Below are 16,871 nucleotides of genomic sequence, written 5' to 3' on the forward strand. Positions count from 1 at the left end.
CCCCCAAAAAAGCCCCCTCACCCGGCCTGCGGCCGACCTCTCCCCCGAAGGGAGAGGTGACGATGTGGCACGATCGCGCCCCTGCACCACCTCTCCCTCGGGGGAGAGGTCGCCGCGAAGCGGCGGGTGAGGGGGCCTTAATCGGTGCCAACCAACCGCCGCGCCGATTGCCGGAAGATCAGCTCGGGCTTGAGCTGCGTGCTGCGTGGCAGCGGTGCGCCGCGATCGAGATGGTTGATCGCCGCCTCCGCCGCGCTGGCGCCGATATCGGCGATCGGCTGGCGCACCGTGGTCAGCGGCGGAAAGAAATGCGCCGCCGACTCGATGTCGTCATAGCCCACCACCGAGATCTCTCCAGGGATGTCGATGCCCGCGTCGTGCAGCCCGTGCAGCAGTCCGATCGCCATAATGTCGCTGAGCGCAAAGATCACTTCGGGGCGCGGCCCCGGTCGCGAGAGGATGTCACGGGCCGCCGCGAGCCCGCCATCCATGGTGAGGTCGGTGCGCACCAGCCAGTCGCCATCGAGCCCGATGCCGTGCGCCGCGAGACCTGCCATCAGGCCGGCAATGCGATCCGCCATGCGCGGATGGCTCTCCGGTCCCGAGACACAGACGATCCGCCGGAATCTCGATCTCGCGAGATAGTCGCCCACCAGGCGCCCCCCCTCGACCGAGTCGTCGGAAAACACCGAGGCCACGGTGTCGGCCGGCGCGTCGATCGCCACCACCGGCACGCGCTTGATCTGCCCCAGCCGGCGGAAGAATTCCGGACTGGCATTGGTGGTCATCACCACCATGGCGTCGACCCGCTTGGTGAACAGCGTCCGCATATAGGCGACGAGGTTGGTCGCGACATCGTCGGTGTTGCAGATCATCAGCGTATAGCCATGCCTGAAGCAGGCCCGCTCCACCCCGCGGATCACCTCGCCGAAGAACGGGTTCGAGGTGGTGGTGACGATCATCCCGATGGTGCGGGTGCGGCTCGACTGCAGGGCGCGCGCCACGTCGGAGGGGAAATAGCCGAGATCGGCGATCGCGGCATTGACTCGGCGGGCCGCATCCTCGCTCACCGGCCGGGTCTTGTTGATCACATGGGAGACGGTCGTGAACGAGACGTTCGCGCGTTTGGCAACGTCCTTGATGGTGACCATTGCTGCTCCCGGAGGGCGGTCCTCTAGCTGCGCGACCTCGACTTGAGCCAGCGGTCGAAGGCCACGGCGACGATCAGGATCAGGCCGATGACGATGGACTGCGTGTAGGACGAGACATTGTTGAACTGCAAGCCGTTCTGCAGCACGCCGATCAGCGCCGCGCCGACCACGGTGCCGCCGACGCTGCCGATGCCGCCGAACAACGAGGTGCCGCCGATCACCACCGCCGAGATCACCGTCAGCTCGTAGCCGATGCCGGCCACCGCCTCGGACGAGTTGAGCCGCGCCGAGAGGACGAAGGCCGCGAGCCCGGCGAAGAACCCGACGATGATGTAGACCGAGATCAGGATGCGATCGACGCGCAGGCCCGAGAGCCGAGCCGCCTCGGCATTGCCGCCCACCGCATAGACCGCCCGGCCATAGCGGGTGTAGCGCAGCACCAGGTGGCAGAGCAGCGCCGCCACCGCGAAGATGATCACCGGCACCGGCACCGGCCCGACCAGCCCCGTGCCGAACCAGCGCATCGAGGCATCGAACCCCGAGATCGGCCCGCCATTGGAGAGCGTCAGCGTCAGCCCGCGGAAGATGGTGAGCCCGCCCAGCGTCACGACGAAGGGCGGCACCTTCAGCCGCGTGATCGCGAGCCCCTGCACGCCACCCGCCACCGAGCCGACAACCACCGCCGCGAGCAGCGCCGCGAACCAGCCGAACCCCTGCCCGCCTCCGGCCGACAGCGACATCGAATTGGCGGTGCCGCCCTTCGCCACCACTGCCGCCACCATGCCGCAGAAGGCAAGGAGCGAGCCGACACTGAGATCGATGCCGGCAGTGAGAATGACGAAGGTCATCCCCAGGGCGATCAGCCCGGTGATCGAGATCTGCCTCAGGATGTTGAACACGTTGATCGGGTCGATGAAGCTCGGCTTCAGCGCCGTGAAGACCACCACCAGCGCCAACAGGAACAGCAGCGGCCCGAAGCGCTTCAGGATACCGAAGGTGTTGGGACCCTTCTTTTCGGCGGGTTCGGTTGTCGTCGTCATCTGGTCTCCCCCTGCCGCTGGTCGAGCGCCATCAGCGCCATGAGTTTTTCTTCGGTTGCGTCCACCGCCGGCATCTCGCCGGTGATCCGCCCCTGCCGCATGGTGACGATCCGGTCGCTCACCGCCAGCACTTCCGGCAGCTCGGACGAGATCACCATCACCGCGATACCGCGCGCCGCCAGCTGCACCAGGATCTGGTGTACTTCTGCCTTGGCCCCGACATCGACGCCGCGCGTCGGCTCGTCGACGATCAGCACCTTCGGGTCGCGCGCCAGCCAGCGCGCCAGGATCACCTTCTGCTGGTTGCCGCCCGACAGCCCGTCGATGGCCTGCTCCGGCGAGGCCATGCGGATCGACAGCGCCTTCTTGTAGTCGGCCAGCGCTGCCCGTTCCCGGCCCTCGGCCATGATGCCGAGGCCGTTGGAATAGGTTCTGAGCGCCGCCACCGAGAAGTTCTGCAGGATGCCCAGCATGGCGAAGATCGCCTGGTGCTTGCGATCTTCCGGCACGAGGCCGATGCCCAGTTCGATCGCGTCGGCCGGCGAGGTCGGTGCGATCGGCTGCCCGTCGAGCGTCACGGTACCAGCGGCGATCCGGTCCGCGCCGAAAATCGCCCGCGCCAGCTCGGTACGGCCGGAGCCGACCAGACCGGCGACGCCGAGGATTTCGCCGGCCTTGAGTTCGAGATCGACACCGTCGAGTACGGTGGCATGCGGCGCCTCGGGGTCGCGCACCGTGCGCAGCCCCCGGACGCTGAGCCGCACCGCGCCGGCGGCGTTACGCTGCGTCGGCCGTGCATAGAGTTCCGAAGCCGCCCGCCCCACCATCTTCTCGATGATCTCGGGAATGGCGATCGGCGCCTCGGTGCGGTTGAGATGCCCGGCGAGCCGGCCGTCGCGCAGCACCGTCATGCGATCGCAGATCGCCGAGGCTTCCTCCAACCGATGCGTCACGAACATGATGGCGACGCCCTCGGCGCGCAGTTGCGACATGATCCGCAGCAGCTGGCTCACCTCGGTCTCGGTCAGCGCCGAGGTCGGCTCGTCCATGATGATCAGCCGGCTCTCGAGCGACAGGGCGCGTGCGATCTCCACCAGTTGCTGCTCGGCCACCGACAGCGCCGAGACCGGCGTGTCCGGATCGATCGTCAGCCCCACGCGCGCGATGATGCCGGTGGTCTCGCGCCGCATGCGCCGCCAGTCGATGATGCCGAAGGCGCCCAACGGCGCGCGGCCGATGAAGATGTTCTCGGCCACCGACAGCGTCGGAATCAGGCTCAGTTCCTGGTAGATGGTGACGATGCCGGCGCGCTTGGCGGCATCCGGGCTCTGCGGCCGATACTCGGCGCCATCGAACACGATGCGGCCGCTGCTCGGCGGCTGCGCCCCGGAGAGGATTTTCAACAGCGTCGACTTGCCGGCGCCATTCTCCCCGAGCAGCCCGAGGATTTCTCCGCGCCGCACATCGAGCGAGACGTCGTTCAGCGCGGTGACACCGGCAAAATGCTTGGAAACGCCCACCACTTCGAGAAGCGGCGGCGCAACTTGTTCCGCGACGGCAACAGCAGCCATCGTGCCCTCTCCCGATGCAGTTGAACGGTCGCGCCTGCTCCGACGCGCACCGACGCCCCTGGCGCACCGACGGCGGCGATGCTTGCACATTGGACCGCCGGCGCGCCAGTTGGCGGGAGGAAACTTACCCGGCTTCGCCGATCCGCTCGGCCTTGTCGAGATTGTCCTTGCCGATGACCACCGGGGTCAGCAGCACCAGCTTCTCGGCCGGCTCGGTCTTGTCCTTGGCATAGGCCACCGCGATGCGGACCGCGGTGCGCGACTGCTCGCCCGGGAACTGTTCGACCGTGCCGGCGAGCGTGCCGTCACGGACCGCCGCCAGCGCCTCCGGCAGCGCGTCGAAGCCGTAGATCTTCACATCGGTGAAGCCGCGGGCGGCACAGGCCTCGATGGCCCCGAGCGCCATGTCGTCATTGGCGCAGATGATGGCGTCGGGCTTGCCGTTGGCGGCAAGGCCCGCCTCGGTAACCGACAGCGCCTCGGCACGGGCGAAGTTGGCGGTCTGCTCGAAGATGATCTGGTACTTGTCCTTGATCGGATCGATGACGTTGTGCACGCCCTTGTTGCGATCGATCGCCGGGCCGGCGCCGGGCTGGCCCTGCAGATGGAAGATCTTGGCACCGTTGGGGAAGGCGTCGACCAGCGCCTGGGCTTCCGCCTCGCCGCCCTTGACGTTGTCGGCGCCGACATGGGCGAGGATGCCCTCGACCCCGTCGACACGGCGGTCAATGGTCACCACCGGCACGCCGGCCTGCACCGCCTGCTCGATCGCCGGCGCCAGCGCGTTGACGTCGAGCGGCGAGATGACGATGGCGTTGACCTTCTGAACGATCGCCGCCTCGATATCGGCCGTCTGCTTGGGCGCCGAATTCTGGCCGTCGCTCTCGATGATATTGACGCCCTGCGCCTCGGCCTCGGCTTTGATCTGGTTCAGCATATGCACGAAGAACGGGAAGCCGAGACTGGGCACCGAGCCCAGGATGGTCAGCTTGTCCTGCGCGAAGGCATTGGGAGCAGCAACGGCGAGCGCGCCAAGCGCCACCGAAGACCACAGGAAACTGCGTCTATCCATGAATCTATCCTCCTCTGAGCGCCCGACGCGGGTTGTTTTCCTCATCCGCGGGCAACACCAAGGCTACTTGGTCGCAAACGTTTGCGCAAGCACTGACATGTTAGTGTTTGTTTCGTCTTTGGTGGAGTTGCTTGGGCACGTACCTCAACACGGAGGCGAGCAAAACCGCCCCATCCACCGGGTCATTCCCGCGAAAGCGGGAACCTCCGTTTTGCGATGCCCGTCAAAAACGGAGATCCCAGCTTTCGCTGGGATGACACCGAGTTTGGATTGCGATCATGCCCGTTCGGGCCGAACAAAACCCGCTAATAATCGCTCTCGTAGAACACCCCGACGCTCGAATCCCCGTTCGTGCCGGTCGAGACCTTGGCCCGGATGTCCTTGGTGATGTCGAGGTTGACCGTCACCCGCGAGTTGCCGTCAGCGCCGGCCTGCACACCCAGATAGATATTGTCCTGGAGGTACGCGCCGGCCTGCACCGCGAGGCTGCCGTCTTCGTTGGTGACCACGTCGAGATCGTCCAGCCCGGCCTTGGCGCGCAGCGAGTCGACCAGCGAACCACCGCCGCCGCCGGCCAGTTCCGCTGCGGCGCCGGCGAGCTTGGCCAGCTGGATCGGCGTCAGCTCGCCCATCGAGCGCTTGAACAACAGCCGCGACAGCACCTCGTCTTCCGGCAGTTGCGGGTTGGAACTGAAGCCGATGTCCAGTTCGGAGACCCGGCCGGTGACATTGACGAACACCGTGATGCCGTCGCCTTCGGTGCGCGCGGTGAAATCGAGGAACGGGTCGAGATCGCCGACCAGCGTCACCGAGCCTTCCTCGAAGGTGACCCGCTGCCCGAGGATGGCGAGCCGCCCGCGATTAAGCTGGAAGCCGCCGACCGGCCGAATGTCGTTGACCGAGCCGGTGAGCCGCACCGAACCGCCGACTTCGGCGTCGAGCCCGCGACCGCGCACGAAGATCTGGTTCGGCGCGTTGACGGTGACGTCGAGTTGCACCACCGAGGGCCGCCGCTGTGGCATCGGCGCGCCGGACGCGGTGACCGCCGCCCGTTTCAGCGTCACCAGCACCGGCTTGGACGCGTTGACGTGCTTGGCATCGATGATCGTCCCGGCGCCGCCGAGCGAGTCCGGAATGGTGATGTCGGCCTTCTCGATCATCACGTTGCCCGACAGGGTCGGGCTGGCGTCGAGCCGGCCCTTGAGCGCCAGGTCGCCCGAGACGGTGGCGACGAACAGGTTGCCATCGGCATAGCGGGCCGAGTTGAGCCGCAGCGCGATATCGGCCGGGTTGCCCGCGCCGAGCCCCACCGACCCGCCGACCGACAGCGACCCGCCGGTCGCGAGCCCGGCCGTCAGGCTGTCGATGTTGATGCGGTTGCCGGCGAGGCTGGCGCGGCCGGAAATGTCGACCAGCCTGAGGTTCAGTGCCGGATCGATATAGCCCGAGCCGCTGGTCGAAACCGTACCGGAGAATTGCGGGGCGGTGAGGCTGCCGGTGACCCGCGCATTGAGGTTGGCGGTGCCGCTGAGCTGGCCGCCACGATCGGCGACGAAGCGGTTGCCGAGTGCCAGTGGCGCCGAGCCCTGCACCTCCACAGCAAGCCCGCGCCCATTGAACGGCACGCGACCGCTGGCGCTGAGCTGCAGCCCGCCGGCACCCTGCGCCGAGGCGGTCTCCAGCACCAGGGTCTGCTTGGCGAAACTGCCCCGCCCGGCGAACTGCATCGGTGTGATGCCGAATTCGCTGATGGCCGCCGCCGAGACCCCGGAGCCGGCAATGGTGAAGCTGGCGTTGGGGTCGTTGGCAGAGCCGGTGATCCGGCCGCTGCCGTTGAGCGTGCCGGCAAGCCCGAGATCGGGAGCGATGGCGTTGGCGATCGACAGCGGCAAGGCTTTGACATCGAGTGCGATGTCGAGCTTCGAGCCGGCACTGCCGGTGGCCGAGATGCGCCCGCCGCCGACATCGAATTGCACGGCATCAAGGCTGACGGTGTCGCCTGATATCGCCAGCGCCGTCGGCTGCGCCAGACGAGCCCGCAACTGCCCCTGGGTCAGCTCGGCCCGATCGAGCACCAACCGATAGCCCTTGTCGAGCGGCGCGAGGTTGCCGGCCAGCGCCACATTGGTGCGGTTGGCCAGCGCCGCCGTCGCGTCGAACGCGGTGGCGTCGCCGGTGCGCGAGGCGCGGGCCGCCAGCGTGTCGATGGTGATGCCGCCCGCCGCGATGGCGCGGCCATTCACCGTGCCGTCGATAGCCGGCACGCCGAACAGGTCGGAGATCGAGGCCTGGATGGAGGCAGCGCCCACCGACACATCCTTGACGGCGAGCTTTTCGACCGAACCTGAAATCTCGGCGCTCTGCTTGCCGGCACTGGGGACCAGCGCGATTGTCGCATCGGCGCTGCCGGTGGCATCGAGCAGCAGCAGCGCCGCGGCTGTGGTGACGTTGGGCGAGGCGAGCTTGAGCGTGCCGGTCAGCAACCCCTGAGCATCCTGCACCACGTCGCCGCTCACCAGCGTCGGCCCGGCCTCGAAGCGCAGCCCGCTGAGCCGCCTGGTGGTCGCGTTCACCGCCACATCGCCGCCCAGCGCCACACGGAACCGCTCGAGGAACGCATCGCCCTTGAGCTGCCCGGTCAGACTGCCGTCCTCGGCCAGTTGGCCGGTAAAGCCGAACGCCGCGTCCGAGAGCCTCTTGCCGGCCAGCGTGCCGCTCGGCACCTTGGCCGCAACGTCGAGCGCGATGGCGCCCTTGCCCTTGGCGGTGCCGGTGAGCGTCAGCGCCCCTTTGGCCTGGTCCGAGACCAGCGCCAGGTCGGCAAGGGCAGCGCTAAAGGTGAAGTCCGCGGCGCCGGTGGCGAAGCTGCCGTCGGCGGCGATCTGCACGTTGTCGTTGGCGATGCGGAATCCCTCCGCTTCGAGACCCTGCTCCGTGCGCGCCACCCGGCCGCTGAGCTTGACCGTGCCTTCCAGCACCTGGTCGAGCGCCGGCTCGCTCAATGCGAGGTTATCCGCCGTACCGTCGAGCTTCAGGTTGAAGCCGCCGATCAGCGGGCTGACCGTGCCGGTAGCCGTGAGGTGCATGGCGCCATCGAGGTCGCGCCCGGCGACGCCCGAGAACGGCGCGATCGAACTCGTCTCGATCGCCACCTGCCCGTCGAATACGTTATCGTCGATCTTGCCGGCAGCCCCCAGGCTCAGCGCCTTGCCGACGAGGCGGAACTGCGCCAGCTGCAGCGGCTCGCCCGCGTTCCACAAGCCGGCGAGCCCGAGGCCGGCGCTGTCGCCCAGCGCCGCCTGGATGTCGGCATCGTCGGACGCGATGCCCTGGACCATGCCGTCGGCGTTGAAGGTCAGGCGGCGGCCGGCGGGATTATCGAGGTTGCTGGCGATGCCGTTCCCACGCAGCGTCACCTCGTTCGCCCTGAGCCCGCCATTGGTGAAACCGCTGGCGACGAGGTCGGCCGACCAGTCGTCGCTGCCGGCGCCGCCGAAATCCACCTTCAGCGTGGCGCGATCGATGCTGGTCGCCGCACCCGGCACCGGCAGGATGACGCGATCGCCGGTGGGGTCGGCAATGGTCGCCGCGAGGTCGAGCCGGCTCAGGAAGCCGTCTGCCGTCGTCGCTGCTGAACCCTCGAGCCCCAGTTGCCCGCCGCTGAGTTTCAGCCCGGAGATTTCGACACCGCCCGCCGAGCGGACCAGTGCCGAAGCCTTGAGCGAAGTCTCTGGCCCGAAGAATGCTCGATAGGTCGGCGCCACCAGCACGCCGATCGGCCCGCCGAGGTCGGCATCGACCGCCATGCCCTCCGGCTTCTGCACGATCGTCGCCAATCCTTCCAGCGCGCGGGTGCCGCCGGCGTCGAGCGTCATTGTGGTCCTGAGATCGGCGACCGGACCCGAACCGTTGACCGCCAGCGCCATCTCGGGCTTGCCCTCGATGTTGAGCAGGTTCGCGAGGATGCCGTTGGGCGGTTCGGTCAGCGTCACCCCGACATCGATGCTGTTGTCGGCCTTCTTGTAGGCGATATCGAGGTCGAGCTTGCCGCCCGGCCCGTCGAGCCGGACGATGTCGAGCCCGGTATCGAGCGAGCCGCCTTCCAGCCGGAAACTGCCGTCGACCGAAATCTCCGAGCCGAGCCCGAACACGCTCTCGCCGAACGTCACCTTGGGCACGCTCAGCTTGTCGAGCTGGATCGCCACCGGAAAATCCGGGATCGCCAGCGGCGCCGCTTCCGGCGCCGGCAGGTTGGGATCGCCGCTCGGGATGGCGTTGCGCAGGTACTCGATGCTGTCGGCGGTGAGCGCCCTGACCAGCAGCCGCCCGGTGAACAGCGCGCCCTGATCCCAGTCGATCGCCGCATTGTTGACCCGCAGCCACACCCCCTGCTTGTCGGAAATGGTGACCTCGCGGATCGAGGCGGTCGAAGACAGCGCGCCATCGATATTGGAGATGCGGATCTGCCGGTCCGGCGTCGACAGCTGCCCTTCGACAAAGCCGACGAACCAGTCCTTCTGCTGCTCGGCGGTCATCTGCCCGTTGTCTTGCGCGACGAGCGGCATCGCGGCCACGAGGCCGAAGCCAAGCATCATGCCGGTGGCGAGAACCCGTTTCAAAACGCCTGTCCTATGCCGACATAGAGCGCGTAGTCGGGGTCGCCGGGCCGCTTGTTGAGCGGCACCGCCAGGTCGAGCCGCAAGGGCCCGAGCCCGGTATAGTAGCGCACACCGGCGCCGACGCCGATGCGCAGCTGGTCGAGCCCCGGAAACTCCTCGGCGGCGACATAGCCGCCATCGACGAAGGCGACGACGCCGATATCGTTGGTGACCTTGTAGCGGGCTTCGAGCGAGCCCTCGACCAGGTATTTGCCGCCGGTCACCGTATCGCCCGGCCCAGGCACCCCGATGCTCTTGAAACCATAGCCGCGCACCGAGCCACCCCCGCCGGCGAAGAACAGCCGATCCGGCGGGATTTCGTCGATAGCGGGCCCGACCAGCGCACCGACCTTGGCGCGGCCGGCCAGCACCAACTGCTTGTCGCCCAGGACGTTGAGATAGCCGCGCACCTCGGCGGTCGTCCGGAACGCCGGGTTGCCGTAGTAGAACTCGTAGAACGGCTCCGCCGTCACGTTGACGTAGAACCCCTCGCTGGCATCGGCGGAATCGTCGCGTGCATCCCAGATCAGCCCGCCGCTGAGCCCCGCGAGCGAGAAGTTACGGGTGCCGAAATCGTCCTCGAACAGCGAACGCTCGTAGAAAACCGAACCGTCGAGCGTCAGTTGGTCGAACAGGTACTGCGTCAGCCCCACCCGCGCCGAAGCCGAGGTCTCGGTATAGGCCGGCAGCACGCTGCGCTCGGCCGAGACCGCGGCGACCAGGTCGTTGTCGGGGTTGAGGAAGCCTGGCTTGGTGAAGGTGCCGCCGAAGGCGTAGTCGAACTCTTCGGTGGCGATCGGCCAGTTGATGCCGGCGACCTTGGCGTCGAGCCGCAGCCGTTCCGCCCGCCCGAACAGGTTGCGCCACAGATGGAAGCCTTCGATGCCCAGCCCATCGACGGTCGAGTAGGTGGCACCGACGCCGAACCGCCGCTCCGCCTGCTCCTCGACGATGACATTGAACGGCAGCACGCCGTCATTGCCGATGGCGCCGGCCGCCTCGACCCGCATGGCGCGAAACACGTCGAGCCGCGCCAGTCGCTTCTCGGCCCGTGCGATATCGTCGGGATCATAATCCGCACCGGCAATCAGTCCGGTCTGCTGCGCCACGAACTGCGGGTCCATGCGCGTCGTCCCGCTGACCCCCAGCGGCCCGACCGTCGCATGCCGCCCCGGCGCCACCGTGATGGTGACGTCGACGGTGTTGCTGGCATGGTCGGCAACCACCTGCCGGTCGGCGACCTTCGCCTCGGCATAACCCTGCTGCCGCCAGGCATCGACCGCCAGTTGCTCGGCCCGTCCGACCACTGTGGCCTTGGCCACGAGACCCGCCCCGAACCCGGCAACCTCCGGCTGTTCGACCTCGTCGCCCGGCTCGCTCGCGAGCGGCGCCCGGTTGGCGATCCTGACCGCCCCGAAGCGGAACAGCGGGCCGGAATCAACCTTCAGCACCACCGCTACGGGATCGGGCAGGTCGGTATCGGGCGGCAGGTTCGCCGCTTCCTTGCCGCCGACCAGGATGCTGATCGCTCCGCCGTAATAGCCCTGGTTGTAGAGCGCCGCCAGAATCCGCCGATAATCGCTGCGCGCCTTGGCCAGCAGCCCCGCCGCGCCGGAGGCGGGGGCGCCCTGGTCGGCGAGCAGTGCGGAAGCGCCGCGAATGGCGTTCGCCACATCGCCGGTCGCCGTGGTCTCGAGCGTTGCCGTATAGGTCTGTGGATCGCCGATCACCGCATCGGCGTCGATCTCGCTCTGATCCTCGAACAGCTTGATGCCCAGGAACTCGAATGCCGATGCCCCCGACGCCAGCAATGGCGCCAGGGCCAGCATGGCCAGACCGATTCTTACCCGCCGCTGTAACAGTCCCGACTACCCCTGCCCTCGGCTGCGCCGAACTCACCCCGTCCATGGCCGGACGGCTGCTGTGGTGAGCTCCGGCCGACCCGCCGTGCCCGATGGGACAATTCCCATTGAATGTCGCAGGCCCAAGCAACCGTCAAACGGCGGCGACTATGAGGCGACAATGCGGCATCCACGATCACGACACGCGCCTAACTGGCTGTCGACGAACGCGTAATAGCCGCTTCTGCGGCCTCCTATTATCGTCGGAGAAGAGTAAATGGGAGGTCAAGCATGCGCATTATCGATACCCATCTGCACCTGGTGCACATGGATCGCTTCACCTACCCTTGGCTCGAGGGCGGCGGGGCACTGAACAGAGCATGGCCAGCCGAAGCCTATGCGGCTGAAGCCCGGGAGCTCGGCATCGAGGCGGCGTTGCACATGGAGGTGGACGTCGCCGAACCTGACATGGAGGCCGAAACCCGCCACGCGCTCGATGTGCATCCACTGGTGGTCGGCGCCATCGCCGCCTGTCGTCCCGAGAGCCCGGATTTCCCGGCCTATCTCGATCGCCTCGCGGCATTGAAGGGCGTCAGGGGCTTCCGCCGCATCCTTCACACCTCGCCGGACGAATTGAGCCGGGGCGAGTTGTTCCGTTCCAACCTCCGCCGCCTCGCCGACAAGCACCTGCCCTTCGACCTCTGCGTGCTCGGTAAGCAACTGCCGGTCGGCCGCGAACTGGTCGAAAGCTGCCCCGAGGTGCAGTTCGTGCTCGATCATTGCGGCATCCCGGACGTGGCGGCCAAGGCGCTCGACCCATGGCGACGCGAGATCGCGGCGTTGGCGGCTTTGCCCAATGTAGCCGCCAAGATTTCCGGCATCGTCGCCTATGCCGGCCCCGACTGGACCGCCGCCGACCTCCGCCCCTTCGTCGACCACATCATCGAGTGCTTCGGCTGGGATCGCGTCGTCTGGGGGTCGGACTATCCGGTGCTGACGCTGACCGCCGATCTCACGCGCTGGGTCAATGCCTCCCGGGAGATCGTCGCCGGCGCCAGCCCCGACGAGCAGGCGAAACTGTTCCACCGCAACGCCGAGCGCATCTACCGCATCTGATATATCAGCGTTGCTCCAGCGGCCCACATGTGAAATACCCATTCACATAAGAATGGATGTGGCACAGCGGGCGAGGAGCAGGTGAGCATCGACGTCGGAGCGCTCAGGCAAAGTTGGCCCCGGCCAAGCACCCCCAGGCCGATCGTCATCATCGGCGCCGGCGGCATCGTCACCGATGCGCATCTGCCGGCCTACCAGCTCGCCGGCTTGCCGGTGGCTGGCGTGTTCGACCTTGATGCCGCGCGCGCCGGGGCAGCCGCCGAGACGTGGGGAACCCGCGCCTTTGCCTCGCTGGACGAGGCGGTCGCCATGCCCGGTGCCGTCTACGATCTCGCTTTACCGCCGGCCGCCCATCTCGACGTGCTGCCAGAACTGCCGGAAGGCGCCGCCGTGCTGCTGCAGAAACCGATGGGCCGCGACCTCGCCGAGGCCACAGCGATCCTGCAGCTCTGCCGGGCCAAGTCGCTCAAGGCCGCGGTCAACTTCCAGCTTCGCTTCTCGCCCATGATGCTGGCCGTTGCGGATGCGGTTGAGCGTGGCTGGTTCGGCCGCCTGGTCGATGTCGAGGTGCATCTCAACCTCGTCACCCCCTGGCACCTGTTCCCGTTCCTCAACGGCATGCCCAGGGTCGAGATCGCGGTGCACTCGATCCACTATCTCGATACGCTCCGCGCCCTGCTCGGCAACCCCAGCGGCGTTCATGCCCGCACGATGGGACACCCGTCGACGGCGCTGGCCCAGACCCGCACGTCGGCGCTGTTCGATTTCGCGCCCGACCAGCGCGTCACCTTCTCGATCAACCACAACCACGATTTCGGCCGGCGCTTTCAGGATGCGAGCTTCCGTTTCGAGGGCACCGAGGGTGCAGCCATGGTCAAGCTCGGCCTGTTGCTCAACTATCCCGAGGGTGAGCCGGATGAACTGTGGATCACCCGTCGGGGAAGCGAGTGGACCCAGGTGCCACTCGAGGGAAAGTGGTTCCCGCATGCCTTCATCGGCACGATGAGCAACCTGCAGCGATTTGCCGCCGGCGAAGATGACCGCCTCGTCACCGGCGTCGAAGACGCCTGGCACACCATGGCCCTGGTCGAAGCCGCTTTCGAGTCCGCCGCCAAACCGGCCACCCCCGTGAGGTCAGCACCATGAGCACGCCGACTGTCGGAGTTCACTCCACCAACCCGACCACCATGCCGATCGAGCATGCCCGATTGCCGGTGTGGAACGCCGAAAACTGGTTCTACGAGGATTTCGAGGTCGGCCACAAAATCCGCTCGCTCCGCCGCACCATCTCGGAGGGCGAGAGCATGCAGTTCAACGCCCTGGTCACCGACATGCATCCCTATGTGGCCGACGAGATCTTCGCCAGCACCGAAGGCCAGTTCGGTCGCCGCCTCGTCGCTGGCGCCTTCGTCTTCTCGGCCGGGCTCGGGCTTGTCGCCACCAACTGCATCAACGCCTTCAGCTACGGCTACGACAAGCTGAGGTTCATCAAGCCGACCTTCATCGGCGACACCATCTACGCCATCCGCACCAACATGGAAAAACGCCCAAAGTACAGGGAGCTCGGCCTGATCCGCGCCAGCTACGAAGTGTTCAAGGGTGAGGGCGAACTGGTGCTCTACTGCGAGCATCTGCAGACCGTGAAGTACCGCAACGCAGCCGACTTCGAAGGCAAAACTGAGAAATGACCAGCCTCCCTCTCGATGGCGTGCTCGTCATCGATCTCTGCCAGTTCCTCTCCGGCCCCTACGCCTCGCTGCGCCTGCAGGACCTCGGTGCCCGCGTCATCAAGATCGAACGCCCCGAAGGCGGCGACCTGAGCCGCCGGCTCTATCTCAGTGACACCGAGATCGGCGGCGACTCGACGATCTTTCACGCTATCAACCGCAGTAAGGAAAGCCTGGCGCTCGACCTCAAGAACCCCGACGACATCGCGGCGCTCCGGAAGCTGCTCGGCCAGGCCGACGTGATGCTGCAGAATTTCCGCCCCGGCGTCATCGAGCGGCTCGGCCTCGACTACGACAGCGTCAAGGCGATCAACCCGGGCATCGTCTACGCTTCCATAACAGGTTATGGCGAGGCGGGTCCGTGGGTACAGCGCCCTGGCCAGGACCTCCTGGCGCAGGCTCGTTCCGGCGTCATGTGGCTCAATGGCGACCACGACCAGGGCCCGGTGCCCTTCGGCCTCGCCATTGCCGACATGCTGGCCGGCGCTGCCGTGGCCCAGGGCATCCTCGCCTCGCTGGTGAAGAAGGGGCGCACCGGGACAGGCGCGCATGTCGAAACCAGCCTCCTCGAGGCGCTGGTCGATTTCCAGTTCGAGGTGCTGACCACCCACCTGAACGATGGGCGTCGCACCCCGAAGCGCTCCGGCTTCCGCTCGGCCCACGCGTACCTCTCGGCGCCTTACGGTGTCTATCCCACGGCCGACGGCTGGCTGGCGCTCGCCATGACGCCGCTCGGCAAGATCCGCGACCTGCTCGGGCTGCCTGAACTCGACCGCTTCGCCACCGATCCCAAGAGCTGGTTCAGCGCCCGCGACGAGATCAAGCGCATCATCGCCGAACGCCTCGCCACCCGTACCACCGCCGAATGGCTCGCCGTACTCGAGCCCGCCGATATCTGGTGCGCCAAGGTGCTCGAGTGGCCCGAGCTGCTCGAAAGCGAAGGCTTCAAGGCGCTCGACATGCTGCAGACCGTGACACGCGATGACGGCGTTTCCATCCTCACCACCCGCTCGCCGCTCCGCATCGACGGCCAGCGCACCCAGACGCGACGCGCCGCCCCGCTGATCGGCGAGCAGAGCGCAGAAATCCGCAAGGAGTTCGGACTGTGACCACCCTCAGGGGCATGACCTGGAGCCACCCCCGCGGCTATGACCCGATGGTGGCCACCGCGACCGCCTGGGCGGCGAAGACCGGCGTCACCATCGAGTGGGACAAGCGGAGCCTTCAGGATTTCGAGTCCTTCCCGGTCGAGGAACTGGCGCGCCAGTATGACATGATCGTCATCGACCACCCGCATGTCGGCCAGGTGGTCGAGGAAGGCTGCCTCGCGCCGCTCGACGTGCCGGCTCGCGAGGCCGAACGCACGGCACTGGCCGAAGGCTCGGTCGGCCGGTCCTACCCGAGCTATGCCTATGCCGGGCACCAGTGGGCCTTCCCCATCGATGCGGCGACGCAGGTCATGGCCTATCGCGCCGACCTGATCGAGCCACCGCAGAGCTGGGATGAGGTGGTGGCGCTGGCCAGGGCCGGCCGCGTCGTCTTCCCGCTGCTGCCGCCGCACTCGATGATGAGCTTTTTCACCCTCACCGCCAATCTCGGCCATCCCTGCGCGGTCGAGAACGGTCCGCTGGTCGACACTGCCGCCGGCATCCGCGCCATCGCGATGCTGGCCGAGGTCGCGGCGCATCTCGACCCCGCCGATTTCACCATGGACCCCATTGCCGCTTCCGAGGCGATGGCGCGCCCGGACGCCAGGGTAGCGCTGATGCCGCTCGGCTACGGCTATGTCAGCTATGCCGTGCCGGGCTTCCGCCCGCACCAGCTCACCTTCGCCGATATCCCGTTGCCCGGCGCCAAGGGCTCGGCCCTCGGCGGCACCGGCATCGCCGTCTCCGCCTTCTCTCAGAACAAGACAGCCGCCATCGACTACGCCTACTGGGTCGCCTCGTCTGAAGTGCAGCGCACCCTTTATGCCAGTTCCGGCGGCCAGCCCGGCCATGCCGACGCCTGGGAAGACGAGGCGGTGAATGCCGCCGCCGGAAACTTCTATCGCGGCACCCGCAGGACGCTGGAGGGGGCCTATGTGCGGCCGCGCCACAATGGCTACATGGCGTTCCAGGATGCCGCTTCGAAGCGCCTGACCATCGGGCTGATGGGGCACGAAGCGCCCGCGACCATTCTTGCCGATCTCGATCGCCTGTTCCGGGAGAGCTTCTGATGGAGCGGCCGCGCCACTTCGAGGACTATGTCGTCGGCGAAGTCCGCAAGACCAGCGGCCGCACCATCACCGAGACCGACTTCGTCGTCCACGCCGGCCACACCGGCGACTTCTTCCCGCACCACATGGACGCCGAGTTCATGAAGGCCTCCGAGTTCGGCCAGCGCATCGCCCACGGCACCATGACCTTCGCCATCGGCATCGGGCTGACCGCCACCGAAATCAACCCGCTCGCCTTCACCTACGGCTACGAACGCCTGCGCTTTCCCAAACCGGTGTTCATCGGCGACACCATCCACACCGAACTGACCATCACCGGGCTCGACGACGACCCTAAGCGCCCGAACTACGGGCGCGTGACCGAGCAGGTGCGGGTGCTCAACCAGCGCGGCGAGACGGTGCTGGCGTGCGACCACATCTATCTGGCGCAGCGACGGGGGTAGACCGGAGCGCTTGGCTCCACCCCACCCAGCTTCG

At 67.2% G+C, this 16,871-nt stretch carries 12 protein-coding genes; 6 read left to right on the forward strand and 6 right to left on the reverse strand.

Annotated elements, in window-relative coordinates:
- Window positions 1–137: 137 nt before the first annotated feature.
- The 6 genes from APS40_RS06995 to APS40_RS07020 form a co-directional block, all read right to left on the reverse strand.
- Complete coding sequence (locus APS40_RS06995) at window positions 138–1,151, reverse strand: LacI family DNA-binding transcriptional regulator (RefSeq protein WP_055046364.1); 1,014 nt, start codon at window positions 1,149–1,151, stop codon at window positions 138–140.
- 23 nt (window positions 1,152–1,174) lie between these two features.
- Window positions 1,175–2,191 (reverse strand): ABC transporter permease, encoded by a 1,017-nt coding sequence (locus tag APS40_RS07000; protein WP_055046365.1) that lies wholly within the window; start codon window positions 2,189–2,191, stop codon window positions 1,175–1,177.
- Window positions 2,188–3,762: a sugar ABC transporter ATP-binding protein gene (locus APS40_RS07005; RefSeq protein WP_055046366.1), complete on the reverse strand. Its 1,575-nt coding sequence runs from the start codon at window positions 3,760–3,762 to the stop codon at window positions 2,188–2,190. The genes APS40_RS07000 and APS40_RS07005 overlap by 4 nt, the downstream gene beginning before the upstream one ends.
- A gap of 124 nt (window positions 3,763–3,886) precedes the next feature.
- The gene (locus APS40_RS07010) at window positions 3,887–4,834 is read right to left on the reverse strand and encodes a substrate-binding domain-containing protein (protein ID WP_055046367.1); all 948 of its coding nucleotides are present in this window, start codon (window positions 4,832–4,834) and stop codon (window positions 3,887–3,889) included.
- Between the two features lie 305 nt (window positions 4,835–5,139).
- Entirely contained in the window at window positions 5,140–9,453 is a 4,314-nt protein-coding gene (locus APS40_RS07015) for a translocation/assembly module TamB domain-containing protein (RefSeq protein WP_156342853.1), read from the reverse strand.
- Window positions 9,450–11,321: an autotransporter assembly complex protein TamA gene (locus APS40_RS07020; RefSeq protein WP_055046369.1), complete on the reverse strand. Its 1,872-nt coding sequence runs from the start codon at window positions 11,319–11,321 to the stop codon at window positions 9,450–9,452. The genes APS40_RS07015 and APS40_RS07020 overlap by 4 nt, the downstream gene beginning before the upstream one ends.
- A 303-nt stretch (window positions 11,322–11,624) precedes the next feature.
- Between APS40_RS07020 and APS40_RS07025 the strand changes: the two genes are divergently transcribed.
- The 6 genes from APS40_RS07025 (at window position 11,625) to APS40_RS07050 (ending at window position 16,837) form a co-directional block, all read left to right on the forward strand.
- Entirely contained in the window at window positions 11,625–12,449 is an 825-nt protein-coding gene (locus APS40_RS07025; protein ID WP_055046370.1) for an amidohydrolase family protein, read from the forward strand.
- An 81-nt stretch (window positions 12,450–12,530) separates the two neighbouring features.
- Entirely contained in the window at window positions 12,531–13,595 is a 1,065-nt protein-coding gene (locus tag APS40_RS07030) for a Gfo/Idh/MocA family protein (RefSeq protein ID WP_055046371.1), read from the forward strand.
- Window positions 13,592–14,137 (forward strand): MaoC family dehydratase, encoded by a 546-nt coding sequence (locus APS40_RS07035; RefSeq protein WP_055046372.1) that lies wholly within the window; start codon window positions 13,592–13,594, stop codon window positions 14,135–14,137. Before APS40_RS07030 ends, APS40_RS07035 begins: the two co-directional genes overlap by 4 nt.
- A complete protein-coding gene (locus tag APS40_RS07040) occupies window positions 14,134–15,285 on the forward strand; it encodes a CaiB/BaiF CoA transferase family protein (protein WP_055046373.1) in 1,152 nt (383 codons plus the stop codon). Before APS40_RS07035 ends, APS40_RS07040 begins: the two co-directional genes overlap by 4 nt.
- Before the next feature lie 14 nt (window positions 15,286–15,299).
- Window positions 15,300–16,394, forward strand: a complete 1,095-nt coding sequence (locus tag APS40_RS07045) for an extracellular solute-binding protein (RefSeq protein WP_055046374.1) — start codon at window positions 15,300–15,302, stop codon at window positions 16,392–16,394.
- Entirely contained in the window at window positions 16,394–16,837 is a 444-nt protein-coding gene (locus APS40_RS07050) for a MaoC/PaaZ C-terminal domain-containing protein (RefSeq protein WP_055046375.1), read from the forward strand. The genes APS40_RS07045 and APS40_RS07050 overlap by 1 nt, the downstream gene beginning before the upstream one ends.
- Window positions 16,838–16,871 lie beyond the last annotated feature (34 nt).

Origin of the sequence: Devosia sp. A16 (assembly GCF_001402915.1) — a bacterium.
Classification (GTDB): Bacteria; Pseudomonadota; Alphaproteobacteria; order Rhizobiales; family Devosiaceae; genus Devosia_A.

What these genes read in the sequence shown, in the direction of transcription:
- APS40_RS07045 (WP_055046374.1), top strand. Translation starts at nt 15,300, where the DNA reads ATGACCTGGAGCCACCCCCGCGGCTATGACCCGATGGTGGCCACCGCG.
- APS40_RS07040 (WP_055046373.1), top strand. Translation starts at nt 14,134, where the DNA reads ATGACCAGCCTCCCTCTCGATGGCGTGCTCGTCATCGATCTCTGCCAG.
- APS40_RS07020 (WP_055046369.1), bottom strand. Translation starts at nt 11,321, where the DNA reads ATGCTGGCCCTGGCGCCATTGCTGGCGTCGGGGGCATCGGCATTCGAG.
- APS40_RS07010 (WP_055046367.1), bottom strand. Translation starts at nt 4,834, where the DNA reads ATGGATAGACGCAGTTTCCTGTGGTCTTCGGTGGCGCTTGGCGCGCTC.
- APS40_RS07005 (WP_055046366.1), bottom strand. Translation starts at nt 3,762, where the DNA reads ATGGCTGCTGTTGCCGTCGCGGAACAAGTTGCGCCGCCGCTTCTCGAA.
- APS40_RS07050 (WP_055046375.1), top strand. Translation starts at nt 16,394, where the DNA reads ATGGAGCGGCCGCGCCACTTCGAGGACTATGTCGTCGGCGAAGTCCGC.
- APS40_RS07000 (WP_055046365.1), bottom strand. Translation starts at nt 2,191, where the DNA reads ATGACGACGACAACCGAACCCGCCGAAAAGAAGGGTCCCAACACCTTC.
- APS40_RS06995 (WP_055046364.1), bottom strand. Translation starts at nt 1,151, where the DNA reads ATGGTCACCATCAAGGACGTTGCCAAACGCGCGAACGTCTCGTTCACG.
- APS40_RS07025 (WP_055046370.1), top strand. Translation starts at nt 11,625, where the DNA reads ATGCGCATTATCGATACCCATCTGCACCTGGTGCACATGGATCGCTTC.
- APS40_RS07035 (WP_055046372.1), top strand. Translation starts at nt 13,592, where the DNA reads ATGAGCACGCCGACTGTCGGAGTTCACTCCACCAACCCGACCACCATG.